This is a genomic window from Lelliottia sp. GFLA7 (assembly GCF_056490165.1).
In genome coordinates this window covers 1-13,158 of the sequence record NZ_JBWLAQ010000005.1, presented here as the reverse complement: position 1 = coordinate 13,158, position 13,158 = coordinate 1, and the positions used below count along the sequence as shown (strand labels likewise).

Below are 13,158 nucleotides of genomic sequence, written 5' to 3'. Positions count from 1 at the left end.
TCCCTTTTCGTCATTCCCGTACGGTGATAATGTCCCTGCCCTTTCCAGATACTATTCCATAACGTCTCACTACGAATGAGTTATACAGACCATGCTGGTTAGCCATTACAACCATATCCTCGTCGTCATTTCTTTTGTCGTCGCCATCCTTGCTGCATATACCGCACTCAATATGGCTGGGCGAGTCGCCGGGAGCCAGGGCATTGCGGCACGCATTTGGCTCGCAGGCGGTGGCGTGGCGATGGGCATCGGCATCTGGGCCATGCACTTCATCGGTATGCTGGCGATGGATCTTGCCATGAGCATGAGCTACGACGTGGCAATCACTGCGCTTTCAATGGCTATTGCGATTGTCTCCTCCATGTTTGCCCTTTGGTTGGTGAGCGGTGAACAGCTTCGCTTACGGCGCCTGTTACCGGGCGCTTTCGTGATGGGGACAGGCATCGTCGCAATGCATTACACCGGTATGGCGGCACTTGAGGTGTCACCGGGAATTGTATGGGATAAAACCTGGGTCGCCCTTTCCGTGATCATCGCGCTAGCGGCATCGCTGGTCGCCCTGTGGCTGACCTTTCGATTACGTTATGAAGCCGCACAAGTTGCGCTGATGCGCCTGGGCGCAGCGTTAACAATGGGAATTGCGATTGCCGGCATGCATTACGCGGGCATGAAAGCGGCGCAGTTTCCAGTAACAACGCACATGCATCATCACGGGATTAATGGCAGCTGGTTAGCTGTTTTGGTCAGCGTGGTCGCACTCTCGATTTTGGCGATCACATTGCTGGTCTCAATGCTTGATGCCCGCCTTCAGGCACGGACTACGCTGTTAGCCTCATCCCTTGCTGAAGCTAACCGAGAATTGGCGCAACTGGCCCTTCACGATACGCTGACGCGGTTGCCTAATCGTATTCTGCTGGAAGATCGCCTCAGCCAGGCGATCAACAAAGCAGACCGTGAAGGAACACACTTCGCTCTGATGTTTATGGATCTTGATGGTTTTAAAGCAGTGAATGACGCTTACGGTCATGTCACTGGCGACAAGCTGTTGGTCGCAGTGACTAAGCGGCTGCTGTTACCGCTGAAAGGGCAATACACGCTTGCCCGCATCGGCGGTGACGAGTTTGTTCTGCTGGTCGAAGTCAGTGGACCGGATGATGCCGCTTCACTGGCTAACGCGTTAGTGCGCGCCATCGACAGTCCTTTCAGCGTTGATCCCTATGAGCTGGTCGTCACCGTCAGTATTGGCATTGCGTTGTATCCGCACGATGGGAAAACCGATCGCGAAATGATGTTCAACGCTGATGCCGCGATGTATCACACCAAACATGTTGGACGGAATGGGTACCACTTTTTCCAGCCGTCGATGAACACACTGGCGCAAACGCATTTACAGTTGATGAACGATCTGTGGATGGCCGTTGAGCGCGATGAATTGCGCCTGCACTATCAGCCGAAGTTTCATGCACCCGCTGGTCCTATTTTGGGCTTTGAAGCCCTGCTGCGCTGGGAGCATCCAAAACAAGGGTTGTTGACTCCTGATGTATTTCTTCAGTTGGCAGAAAAAACCGGTTTGATTATTCCGATAGGCAATTGGGTGATCAATGAAGCCTGTCGACAACTGCGCGCGTGGCATATTCAGGGCCATACTAACTGGTCGATGGCCGTGAATTTGTCTACCCTGCAGTTTGAGCAGCCGTCGCTGGTCAACACCGTGCTCGATTGCCTGGCACTGCATCAGCTTCCGCCAGAATCGCTGATCCTGGAAGTGACCGAAACGACCGCAATGAATAACCCGGATGAAAGCGTAAGGGTCCTTACAGAGCTGACGAATGCGGGAGTCAAAGCGTCAATTGATGATTTTGGAACAGGATATTCCAGCCTGCTTTATCTCAAGCGGCTGCCCGCCTGCGAATTGAAGATTGATCGCGCGTTTGTGAAAGATCTGAGCGGTGAAAGCGACGATGCCACTATCGTCTCTGCCATTGTTGCACTCGCAAAAACGTTAAATCTCAAAGTGGTTGCCGAAGGGGTAGAAACCGAGGCGCAGCAGGCATTCCTGACAGAACTTGGCTGCAATATGCTTCAGGGATATTTGCTCGGCAAACCCGTGTCCGCACAAGCCGTCGAAGAACTTTGTCACAGTCCGGAGATGATGAAAAATAACCTTTAACATGACGTCGCCCTTTAAGAGGCAACATCATATTTTACTGGCGGCTTACGCGTAATGTTTAACGTCGCCAGAATATTATCGACTAACGCGGGTGCATGTTGGTAAAGGTTGATGCTGTCGCTATTCATTAACCAATTTTTAATTAAGCCGCTAAAAAAACCGTGGAAAACAATCAGCGTCATATCAATATTAATCTGCGGATCAATAACGCCCTGGGCCAGGCATCTCTCCAGTAACGCCCGTACATTGTCATAATTGAAACCAATTCTTTTTCTAATATCACATTCTGATGTCAATTCTTTATTAAATTCACATTTATGATACAGAATTTGCAGCAGCGATTTTTGGCGAGGCTCATGAGCAATATATTGCAAAGCAATAATAAAACGCGCCCGAAGAGTGAATAAAGGGTCATCCCTGATATCGAGAGCAAGACGTTCATCAATCAGATCACATAGCGGTAACTGCTGCTCCCATATCGCATTAAACAATTCAGATTTACTGGTGAAATGCCAGTATACGGCACCGCGCGTCACACCTGCCGCATCTGCAACATCCGTCAGTGTGGTACTGGCAACGCCACGCGTAGAGAATTGTGTGATGGCCGCTTCAATCAACTGTTGTCGCGTTTTTTGTGCCTCTTCTTTTGTTTTGCGCGCCATAGACTCTCATCCGTCACATAAATATTTGCACTCACTGTTAAATCCGTGGCGCTCATTGCCCAGATAGTATTCACCAAATGCCCCTTTTACTTTGAACAAAAAAAGTCAATTTTAGGAATTAATAAGCCCCATAAATGAATCGTGATAATTAAATTCATTAAACATATAAATAACCATGGATAAAAACAAAATATATATTTGTTTATCGGTCACTATACCCTTCATTTACCACGTTTTAATGTGATTTATGTATTAATAGACCGCATGCCGCACTTATAAATTAAAAAAAGCCAAAACACCTCATTATGATGTGCGCTGGCTTTCTGACTCTTTGCCTTTCTCCTTTTTTCACATCTCCACGGCAAATATCAGTTTATTGTTTTTAAAGGAACAGTAATGACGACACACTTCAGGCTTTTACCTCTATCCGGTTTTATTGTCTGCGCTACACTGCTCACGGGCTGTGATGGTTCAGACAACCCAAAGCAAAGCGCACAGGCTCCGCAGGTAACGGTTTATGTCGTGAAAAGTGCTCCACTGGCAGTGACAACTGAATTGCCGGGGCGCACAGATGCGTTTCGCGTCGCTGAGGTTCGCCCGCAGGTGAGCGGCATTGTTTTACGTCGCAATTTCACTGAAGGCAGCGATGTCACCGCTGGCGATTCTCTTTATCAAATCGATCCCGCAACGTATAAGGCTGCCTATGACAGCGCTAAAGGCGAGATGGCAAAAGCCGAGGCGGCAGCTAACATTGCGCACTTGACGGTGAAACGTTATGTGCCTCTGGTGGGGACGCAATACATTAGTCGGCAAGAGTACGATCAGGCTGTAGCCAATGCCAGGCAAGCTGACGCCAGCGTTATTGCGGCACAAGCGAGTGTCGAAACCGCACGTATTAATCTCGCCTACACCAAAGTGTCATCGCCTATTAATGGACGTATTGGCAAATCCAGCGTCACCGAAGGCGCGTTAGTCACGAACGGGCAGGCTTCTGCCCTGGCGACCGTCCAGCAGCTTGATCCGATCTATGTTGATGTGACCCAGTCGAGCAATGATTTCATGCATCTAAAGCAGTCTCGTTTGCAGAAAAACGAGGGTACTAGCAGCGTTCAGCTGTTAATGGAAAATGGTCAGCCTTACCCACTCAAAGGCACGCTGCAATTTTCGGATGTCACTGTCGACGAAAGTACAGGTTCCATCACGCTTCGCGCCGTTTTCCCGAATCCTCAACACAGTTTGTTGCCAGGGATGTTTGTCCGCGCCCGTATTGATGAAGGCATACAGCCTGACGCCATTTTAGTCCCCCAGCAGGGCGTGACACGTACTCCACGTGGCGATGCCACCGTTCTGGTGGTGAATGATAAAGAGCAGATTGAATTGCGTAATGTTATTGCGCCTCAGGCCATTGGAGACAGCTGGTTGATCGCTGAAGGACTTAAGGATGGCGATCGCGTGGTCGTCAGTGGCCTGCAGAAAATCCATCCTGGCGCCACTGTGATCGCCGTGCCTGCTTCCGCCGTCAAGACAGCCAGCTAAAGGATTACGAAATGGCTAATTTCTTTATTCAACGGCCGATTTTCGCCTGGGTACTTGCCATCATTCTGATGATTGCGGGCGGGCTGGCTATTCTTCAATTACCCGTGGCGCAATACCCCACTATTGCGCCTCCTGCTGTTGCCGTCACCGCAACCTATCCCGGCGTGGATGCACAAACGGTACAAGATACCGTGACCCAGGTTATCGAACAGAACATGAATGGTATCGATAACCTGATGTACATGTCATCCACCAGCGATTCAGCGGGTAACGTCACGATCACGTTGACCTTCCAGTCCGGCACCGATCCTGATATCGCGCAGGTACAGGTTCAAAACAAACTGCAGCTCGCCATGCCGCTGCTGCCACAAGAAGTTCAGCAGCAAGGTATTGGCGTGGAGAAATCCAGCAGCAGTTTCCTTCTGGTAGCAGGGTTTGTCTCTGATAATAAAACGCTGACGCAGGACGATATCTCAGATTACGTTGCGTCAAATGTTAAAGACGCGATCAGCCGGACATCGGGCGTGGGTGACGTTCAGCTATTTGGCGCACAGTACGCCATGCGTATTTGGCTCGACAGCAATGCACTTAATAAATTTCAGCTAACACCTCTGGATGTGATCAACCAACTAAAAATCCAGAATAACCAAATAGCTGCCGGTCAATTAGGGGGAACGCCGTCAATTCCAGGGCAACAGTTAAATGCCTCTATCATCGCGCAAACCCGTTTAAAAACCCCGGAAGAGTTTGGCAACGTCACGCTGAAAGTGAATCAAGATGGGTCAATGGTGCATCTGAAAGATGTGGCTCGAATTGAGCTTGGCGGCGAAAACTATAATATGGTGACCAAGATTAATGGTCAGGCTGCGACGGGTCTTGGGATTAAACTGGCAACGGGCGCAAACGCACTCGATACTGCAGCGGCCATTAAAACGAAGCTCGCAGAATTACAGTCCTTCTTCCCGCAAGGGATGAAAGTTGTCTATCCCTACGACACGACCCCGTTCGTCAAAATCTCCATTCATGAAGTGATTAAAACCCTGTTCGAGGCGATCGTCCTTGTTTTCCTGGTCATGTATTTGTTCCTGCAAAACCTGCGCGCCACGCTCATTCCCACCATCGCAGTGCCTGTTGTATTGCTCGGTACTTTTGCCATTTTGTCGGCATTTGGATTTTCCATCAATACTCTCACCATGTTTGGCATGGTGTTGGCTATAGGCCTGCTGGTCGACGATGCCATCGTGGTGGTTGAGAACGTCGAACGCGTTATGGTAGAAGACAAGCTACCGCCTAAAGAGGCGACGCAAAAATCGATGGAGCAAATTCAAGGCGCGTTGGTCGGCATCGCAATGGTGCTTTCAGCGGTGTTTATACCGATGGCCTTTTTTGGTGGCTCTACCGGAGCCATTTACCGCCAGTTCTCACTGACCATTGTTTCTGCTATGGCTCTTTCAGTTCTAGTCGCACTGATTCTGACGCCAGCACTCTGCGCGACGTTGCTTAAACCGGCCTCTGAAGAGCACCACGCAAAAGGCGGTTTCTTTGGTTGGTTTAATACTCTCTTCGATAAAAGCGTCGATCATTACAGTAATAGCGTCAGCGGGATCCTGCGTAAAACAGGACGCTATCTTGTGGTGTATGTGCTGATCGTTGGCGGTATGGCGGTTCTCTTTTTGCGTCTCCCCACCTCTTTCCTGCCAGAGGAGGATCAGGGCGTATTCATGACAATGGTTCAGCTACCCGCCGGTGCAACGCAAACCCGCACGCAGCAAATTTTGGATCAGGTTCAGCAATACTATCTGATCCAAGAAAAAGCGAACGTTGAGTCGGTCTTTACTGTTAACGGTTTTAGTTTCAGCGGCCAGGGACAGAACTCAGGTATCGCATTTGTCAGCCTCAAACCGTGGGAAGATCGTCCAGGTGAAAAAAATGGCGTCGAAGCGATTGTGGGCCGTGCCACAAAAGCCTTTAGCCAGATTAAAGATGGTCTCGTTTTTCCCTTTAACCTACCTGCCATTATCGAGCTGGGAACAGCGACGGGCTTCGACTTTGAGTTAATCGATCAGGCAAACCTGGGTCATACCTCACTCACACAAGCCCGAAACCAACTCCTGGGTATGGTCAAAGAACATTCTGACTTGTTGGTGCGTGTACGTCCTAATGGGTTGGAAGACACTCCGCAATTTAAGCTCGATATTGATCAGGAGAAAGCCCAGGCGCTTGGCGTCAGCGTATCAGATATCAACCAGACGATTTCCACTGCGCTGGGAGGAACATACGTTAACGACTTCATCGATCACGGTCGTGTCAAAAAAGTGTATGCGCAAGCAGCGGCGCAGTTCCGCATGTTACCGGGTGATATCAATAATCTTTATGTGCGCAGTGCAAACGGCGAGATGGTCCCCTTTTCAGCCTTTAGTTCTTCACGCTGGGTTTCCGGTTCGCCACGGCTTGAGCGCTACAACGGCATGCCCTCAATGGAAATACTTGGGGAGTCTGCGCCCGGCAAGAGTACGGGTGAAGCCATGGTCATGATGGAAAGCCTGGCGAATAAACTGCCTTCCGGAATTGGCTACGACTGGACGGGAATGTCGTACCAGGAACGGCTTTCTGGAAACCAGGCACCTGCGCTATATGCCATTTCACTTATCATCGTGTTCTTGTGTCTGGCTGCACTTTACGAGAGCTGGTCGATTCCATTTTCCGTGATGTTAGTGGTGCCATTAGGCGTCATTGGAGCACTCCTCGGTGCTTCACTGCGCGGATTGAACAATGATGTTTATTTCCAGGTAGGTCTTCTCACCACCATTGGGCTTTCTGCTAAGAACGCCATCCTGATTGTTGAGTTTGCTAAAGACCTGATGGAAAAAGAAGGCAAAGGGGTTGTCGAAGCAACACTGGAGGCTTCACGTATGCGCCTTCGTCCCATTCTGATGACTTCTCTGGCGTTCATTCTTGGCGTAATGCCGTTAGTGATCAGTAACGGTGCGGGGAGCGGCGCACAAAATGCCGTAGGTACAGGCGTCATGGGCGGGATGTTGTCCGCTACGCTTCTGGCTATCTTTTTTGTTCCCGTCTTTTTCGTCGTCGTAAGACGGCGATTTACTCGCCAACATCATTAAAAAAAATCAGTAGGCGCTGAATGGCGCCTGCTCTTTTTATGTTTAAACAAAGTATTAGTCCTCTTATGTTCTATGACGAATAAATAATGAAACCCTTTATTATTTGAGTTAGGTCTAATCGCTAAGTATTACGTTTAAAATACCCATTCATTCATGCGTTCAGCCGCACCTCTCCATCATTTTTACAAACCACATACTTTGAGATTATTCATCTATCTTCGATAGCCGTGAGCAGTGATAAAATAGCGCTCTGCTCGGTAAATACCCTTTTGGATTTATGGCGAGTCAGTTTTTATTCTGAGGTAACATCATGAAAAGATTCATTTGCGTTGCAACGCTCGCTGCGCTTCTGGCTGGTTGTGCCCACGATTCTCCGTGTGTACCGGTTTACGACGATCAAGGTCGTCTTGTCCATACCAATACGTGTATGAAAGGCACCACTCAGGATAACTGGGAAACAGCTGGCGCAATTGCAGGCGGTGCTGCGGCTGTTGCAGGCCTGACGCTGGGTATCGTTGCGTTAACCAAATAAAGCTTTCTGACAAAAGCGCGGTATCTTCCGCGCTTTTGCTTCATATCAGTGCAGTCATTGCTCTCCTTGTTAAAAAACTTCCCTGTAACATTCCTGTCTCTCTTTTCATCCTTGATTGTTCTCACATTTTTATTCACTCGAGATCCAGGTTGCAATCTAATACGTGATATTTTTCACAGATTAATAACATTCAATATCCTGCCAATATTCACGCCTGAAATCATCTCAATAATTTCCGTTTCGTCTTATCAACTTTTGCTCTGATTTGTGGCGTAGGTTGTCATTTCGCACCATTTCAGGGCGCTTGATTTAATTATCCCTGTCTACACTCAGCATTACGCGTTCAGATATCTCTCTTTTTAGCTGAATACGAAAACTGGCATTACGTTTGCTTTATAAACGTCGGCCAACGCCACAGACAGGTAAAAGCGTTTTAAAACGACTTTCTATAAAAATAATTTTCGCCACACAGGATGCATATGAAAAAGACGATGATAGCCAGCCTGGCCGCCGCCGGCATGTTGTTTGCTGTAGCGGGTCAGGCGCATGCAGGCGCAACTCTGGATGCCGTTAAAAAGAAAGGCTTTGTACAGTGCGGTATCAGCGATGGGTTACCGGGTTTCTCCTACGCGGATGCTAACGGGAAATTCTCCGGGATCGACGTTGACGTGTGCCGAGGCGTTGCAGCGGCTCTCTTCGGTGATGATACCAAAGTAAAATACACCCCACTCACAGCGAAAGAACGTTTCACCGCTTTGCAATCTGGCGAAGTTGATGTGCTCTCGCGTAATACCACCTGGACCTCGTCTCGTGATGCTGGCATGGGCATGACGTTCACTGGCGTCACCTATTATGACGGTATCGGCTTCCTGACTCACAATAAAGCAGGCCTGAAGAGTGCGAAAGAACTCGACGGTGCGACTGTATGTATTCAGGCCGGTACGGATACCGAGTTGAACGTCGCGGATTATTTCAAAGCGAATAAGATGAAATACACCCCAGTGACGTTCGATCGCTCTGATGAATCCGCAAAAGCTCTGGAATCAGGCCGTTGCGATACGCTGGCCTCTGACCAGTCTCAGCTGTATGCCCTTCGCATTAAGCTCAGTAATCCTGCGGAGTGGATTGTTCTGCCTGAAGTTATCTCTAAAGAGCCTCTTGGCCCAGTCGTTCGTCGCGGTGATGAAGAGTGGACCTCGATTGTTAAGTGGACTCTCTTCGCCATGCTGAATGCTGAAGAAATGGGAATTAACTCGAAGAACGTTGATGAGAAAGCAGCAGCTCCATCCACTCCGGATATGGCACATCTTCTGGGTAAAGAAGGTGACTACGGCAAGGATCTTAAGCTCGATAATAAATGGGCTTACAACATCATTAAACACGTTGGCAACTACGGAGAGATCTTCGAGCGTAACGTGGGATCGGAAAGTCCTCTGAAGATCAAACGTGGCCAGAACAACCTCTGGAACAACGGCGGTATCCAGTACGCTCCACCAGTACGCTAGTTTTTAGCTGTAACGGGCACTGCATGAGCGGTGCCCAGCCCAGAGTCATGGTTACCGAGGTTTCTTTATGTCCCATCGCCGCTTAGCCTTAAAAGGGAAACTTTCCTTTTCTCATCCCGCGGTCCGCGCCTGGCTATTTCAGATCATCGCCATCGTCGTCGTCGTGGTCGTTGCGATTTATTTGGTTCACAACACCGTAACTAACCTGAGCAATCGCGGCATTACTTCGGGCTTTGCCTTTCTGGATCGCACTGCAGGATTTGGAATTGTGCAGCACCTGATTGATTATCAGGAGAGCGATACCTATGGAAGAGTATTTCTGGTTGGCCTGCTGAATACGCTTCTGGTCTCTGCACTCTGTATTGTCTTTGCTTCATTCCTCGGGTTTTTCCTCGGGCTCGCCCGGCTATCTGAAAACTGGCTCCTGCGCAAACTTTCTACGATTTACATCGAGACGTTTCGCAACATTCCGCCCTTGTTGCAGATCTTTTTCTGGTATTTCGCCGTCCTGCGTAATCTGCCAGGTCCGCGCCAAGCCCTCGATGCTTTTGAGTTATTTTTTCTCAGTAATCGCGGTTTATATATTCCCTCGCCTGAGGCTGGCGAAGGTTTATGGGCCGCTATTGCCGCTATCGTTATCGCCGTTGCAATATCCGTAGGGCTGTTTCGCTATAACCGCATGCATCAGATGAAAACCGGACAGCTTCGCAAGACCTGGCCCGTCGGATTACTTTTGATCGTGGGTTTACCTTTGCTGGCACAAGGGGTTTTTGGTTCGGCATTGCACTGGGATATTCCGGAACTGCGCGGATTTAACTTCCGTGGTGGGATGGTATTAATCCCTGAACTGGCGGCTCTCACGCTGGCGCTTTCCATTTATACCTCTGCGTTTATTGCCGAAATTATTCGCTCTGGTATTCAGGCTGTACCACATGGGCAGCACGAAGCGGCTCGATCGCTCGGCCTTCCCAATCCGGTCACACTCCGTCAGGTGATCATTCCTCAGGCTTTACGCGTGATCATCCCACCGCTGACCAGTCAGTATCTGAATATTGCTAAAAACTCTTCGTTGGCTGCCGCTATCGGTTATCCCGATATGGTTTCACTGTTCGCCGGGACAGTACTTAACCAGACGGGGCAAGCTATCGAGACTATCGCCATCACCATGTCGGTTTATCTGGTTATTAGCCTGACGATTTCACTGTTGATGAACATCTATAACCGTCGCATCGCACTGGTCGAGCGTTAAGGAGTCATGATGACAAAAGCCGTACTGTCTCACGCCCCGCGCCCTTCTAGCGCTGGGAGCTGGCGTTTCATCGCCTGGGCACGTAAAAATCTGTTCTCCTCCTGGAGTAACAGTCTTCTCACCATCATCTGTTTTTGGCTGATGTGGGAACTTATCCCGCCACTCATAAACTGGGCATTTCTACAGGCAAATTGGGTTGGCTCCACACGCGCTGACTGCACCAAAGCGGGTGCCTGTTGGGTATTCATTCATGAGCGTTTTGGTCAGTTCATGTATGGCTTGTATCCACACGAGCAACGCTGGCGTATCAACGTGGCGCTGATTGTTGGGCTGCTGTCGATCGCACCGATGTTCTGGAAACATTTGCCACGCCGTGGACGCTACATTGCTTGCTGGGCTGTGGTTTATCCGCTGGTTGTTTGGTTGTTGCTATATGGGGGCGTGCTGGGACTTGAGCGGGTCGAAACTCGCCAATGGGGTGGGCTGACATTAACCTTGATCATTGCTTCCGTCGGGATCGCTGGCGCGCTGCCGCTGGGTATTTTGTTGGCGCTTGGCCGTCGTTCAACAATGCCGGTAGTGCGCGTGCTTTCAGTGATTTTTATCGAGTTCTGGCGCGGCGTACCACTGATTACCGTGTTGTTTATGTCTTCGGTGATGCTGCCATTATTCATGGCGGAAGGGACTACGATCGACAAATTAATCCGCGCACTCGTGGGCGTCATTTTATTTCAGTCCGCTTATGTCGCAGAAGTCGTTCGCGGTGGGCTACAAGCTCTGCCAAAAGGACAATATGAAGCGGCTGAATCACTGGCACTCGGGTACTGGAAAACGCAGGGTTTGGTGATTTTACCGCAGGCACTCAAACTGGTTATTCCAGGGCTTGTGAACACGATTATTGCCCTCTTTAAAGACACTAGCCTGGTGATCATTATCGGGTTATTCGATCTGTTCAGCAGTGTTCAACAGGCAACCGTGGATCCAGTCTGGCTTGGCATGTCGACCGAGGGCTATGTCTTTGCTGCACTGATTTACTGGATTTTTTGTTTCAGCATGTCGCGCTATAGCCAGCATCTGGAGAAACGTTTTAACACCGGGCGGACACCGCACTGAGGAATTTATGAGCAAAATAATTATGACCCCTGCTGACGCGATGATTACCCTGGAAAATGTCAATAAATGGTACGGACAATTTCACGTGCTGAAAGATATCAACCTGAAGGTAACGCAAGGTGAACGTATCGTTCTGTGTGGCCCATCGGGTTCTGGAAAGTCGACAACTATCCGTTGTATCAATCACCTCGAAGAACATCAGCAGGGACGCATTGTTGTTGATGGGATCGAGCTGGATGAAGATGTTCGCAATATTGAACGCGTGCGTCAGGAAGTGGGCATGGTGTTCCAACACTTCAATTTATTCCCACATTTAACGGTATTGCAGAACTGTACGCTGGCTCCTATTTGGGTCAAAAAGATGTCTAAAAAGGATGCCGAAGTCTTAGGGATGCATTATCTGGAACGCGTTCGTATTGCCGAGCATGCACATAAATTCCCAGGGCAAATTTCTGGGGGGCAGCAGCAGCGCGTTGCGATTGCTCGTTCCCTGTGTATGAAGCCCAAAATTATGCTGTTTGATGAACCAACGTCAGCCCTTGATCCGGAAATGGTGAAAGAAGTGTTGGATACGATGATTGGTCTTGCTCAATCGGGAATGACCATGCTGTGCGTAACACATGAAATGGGATTTGCGAGAACAGTGGCAGATAGAGTGATCTTTATGGATCGAGGTGAAATTGTTGAACAGGCACCACCGGAAGAGTTTTTCGCCAATCCGAAATCTGAACGTACAAGAGCATTCTTATCGCAGGTTATCCATTAACAGGTTGAATAAATAGGATCTTACGCCCGGAGAAACATCTTCCCCGGGCGTAGTAATGCAGAAATAACGTAAGACTCAGAGATCTTCCAATGCAAAAAGGCCATCCTTTCGGATGGCCTTTTCACTTAATTGATGTCTGGCAGTTCCCTACTCTCACATGGGGAGACCCCACACTACCATCGGCGCTACGGCGTTTCACTTCTGAGTTCGGCATGGGGTCAGGTGGGACCACCGCGCTAAAGCCGCCAGACAAATTCTTTTACTTAGTGCCAAACTTAAACCCGTGTTAAGTGGTGCTGATACCCAGAGTCGAACTGGGGACCTCACCCTTACCAAGGGTGCGCTCTACCAACTGAGCCATATCAGCACGCTAAATTTGATGCCTGGCAGTTCCCTACTCTCACATGGGGAGACCCCACACTACCATCGGCGCTACGGCGTTTCACTTCTGAGTTCGGCATGGGGTCAGGTGGGACCACCGCGCTAAAGCCGCCAGGCAAATT

At 49.4% G+C, this 13,158-nt stretch carries 9 protein-coding genes, 1 tRNA gene and 2 rRNA genes; 8 read left to right on the top strand and 4 right to left on the bottom strand.

Annotated elements, in window-relative coordinates; all coding sequences use genetic code 11:
• The first annotated feature begins 91 nt into the window (after positions 1 to 91).
• A complete protein-coding gene (locus tag AC07RN_RS15020) occupies positions 92 to 2,170 on the top strand; it encodes a putative bifunctional diguanylate cyclase/phosphodiesterase (protein ID WP_478336735.1) in 2,079 nt (692 codons plus the stop codon).
• Between the two features lie 14 nt (positions 2,171 to 2,184).
• Here the strand turns inward: AC07RN_RS15020 and envR are convergent, their stop codons facing one another.
• Complete coding sequence (envR, locus tag AC07RN_RS15015; protein ID WP_015960681.1) at positions 2,185 to 2,832, bottom strand: acrEF/envCD operon transcriptional regulator; 648 nt, start codon at positions 2,830 to 2,832, stop codon at positions 2,185 to 2,187.
• A gap of 396 nt (positions 2,833 to 3,228) precedes the next feature.
• Between envR and AC07RN_RS15010 the strand changes: the two genes are divergently transcribed.
• From AC07RN_RS15010 to AC07RN_RS14980, 7 genes are all read left to right on the top strand, one after another.
• A complete protein-coding gene (locus AC07RN_RS15010) occupies positions 3,229 to 4,368 on the top strand; it encodes an efflux RND transporter periplasmic adaptor subunit (RefSeq protein ID WP_478336734.1) in 1,140 nt (379 codons plus the stop codon).
• Between the two features lie 11 nt (positions 4,369 to 4,379).
• Entirely contained in the window at positions 4,380 to 7,490 is a 3,111-nt protein-coding gene (locus AC07RN_RS15005; protein ID WP_478336733.1) for an efflux RND transporter permease subunit, read from the top strand.
• A 310-nt stretch (positions 7,491 to 7,800) separates the two neighbouring features.
• Positions 7,801 to 8,022, top strand: coding sequence for a lipoprotein (locus AC07RN_RS15000; protein ID WP_015960684.1), 222 nt, complete (start codon positions 7,801 to 7,803; stop codon positions 8,020 to 8,022).
• A gap of 479 nt (positions 8,023 to 8,501) precedes the next feature.
• Entirely contained in the window at positions 8,502 to 9,527 is a 1,026-nt protein-coding gene (locus tag AC07RN_RS14995) for an amino acid ABC transporter substrate-binding protein (RefSeq protein ID WP_133631603.1), read from the top strand.
• A gap of 67 nt (positions 9,528 to 9,594) precedes the next feature.
• Positions 9,595 to 10,776 (top strand): amino acid ABC transporter permease, encoded by a 1,182-nt coding sequence (locus AC07RN_RS14990; protein ID WP_478336732.1) that lies wholly within the window; start codon positions 9,595 to 9,597, stop codon positions 10,774 to 10,776.
• 9 nt (positions 10,777 to 10,785) lie between these two features.
• Positions 10,786 to 11,889, top strand: a complete 1,104-nt coding sequence (locus AC07RN_RS14985) for an amino acid ABC transporter permease (protein ID WP_478336794.1) — start codon at positions 10,786 to 10,788, stop codon at positions 11,887 to 11,889.
• Between the two features lie 7 nt (positions 11,890 to 11,896).
• A complete protein-coding gene (locus tag AC07RN_RS14980) occupies positions 11,897 to 12,655 on the top strand; it encodes an amino acid ABC transporter ATP-binding protein (RefSeq protein ID WP_015960688.1) in 759 nt (252 codons plus the stop codon).
• A gap of 134 nt (positions 12,656 to 12,789) precedes the next feature.
• On the opposite strand, the gene rrf (AC07RN_RS14975) is transcribed toward AC07RN_RS14980, so the two are convergent.
• The 3 genes from rrf (AC07RN_RS14975) to rrf (AC07RN_RS14965) form a co-directional block, all read right to left on the bottom strand.
• A 5S ribosomal RNA gene (gene rrf, locus AC07RN_RS14975) occupies positions 12,790 to 12,905 on the bottom strand.
• A 41-nt stretch (positions 12,906 to 12,946) separates the two neighbouring features.
• A tRNA-Thr gene (locus AC07RN_RS14970) sits at positions 12,947 to 13,022 on the bottom strand.
• 14 nt (positions 13,023 to 13,036) lie between these two features.
• Positions 13,037 to 13,152 (bottom strand): 5S ribosomal RNA (rrf, locus tag AC07RN_RS14965).
• Between the last annotated feature and the right edge of the window lie 6 nt (positions 13,153 to 13,158).

Coding starts and splice junctions, on each gene's coding strand:
- AC07RN_RS15020 (WP_478336735.1), top strand. CDS start 92: ATGCTGGTTAGCCATTACAACCATATCCTCGTCGTCATTTCTTTTGTC.
- envR (WP_015960681.1), bottom strand. CDS start 2,832: ATGGCGCGCAAAACAAAAGAAGAGGCACAAAAAACGCGACAACAGTTG.
- AC07RN_RS15010 (WP_478336734.1), top strand. CDS start 3,229: ATGACGACACACTTCAGGCTTTTACCTCTATCCGGTTTTATTGTCTGC.
- AC07RN_RS15005 (WP_478336733.1), top strand. CDS start 4,380: ATGGCTAATTTCTTTATTCAACGGCCGATTTTCGCCTGGGTACTTGCC.
- AC07RN_RS15000 (WP_015960684.1), top strand. CDS start 7,801: ATGAAAAGATTCATTTGCGTTGCAACGCTCGCTGCGCTTCTGGCTGGT.
- AC07RN_RS14995 (WP_133631603.1), top strand. CDS start 8,502: ATGAAAAAGACGATGATAGCCAGCCTGGCCGCCGCCGGCATGTTGTTT.
- AC07RN_RS14990 (WP_478336732.1), top strand. CDS start 9,595: ATGTCCCATCGCCGCTTAGCCTTAAAAGGGAAACTTTCCTTTTCTCAT.
- AC07RN_RS14985 (WP_478336794.1), top strand. CDS start 10,786: ATGACAAAAGCCGTACTGTCTCACGCCCCGCGCCCTTCTAGCGCTGGG.
- AC07RN_RS14980 (WP_015960688.1), top strand. CDS start 11,897: ATGAGCAAAATAATTATGACCCCTGCTGACGCGATGATTACCCTGGAA.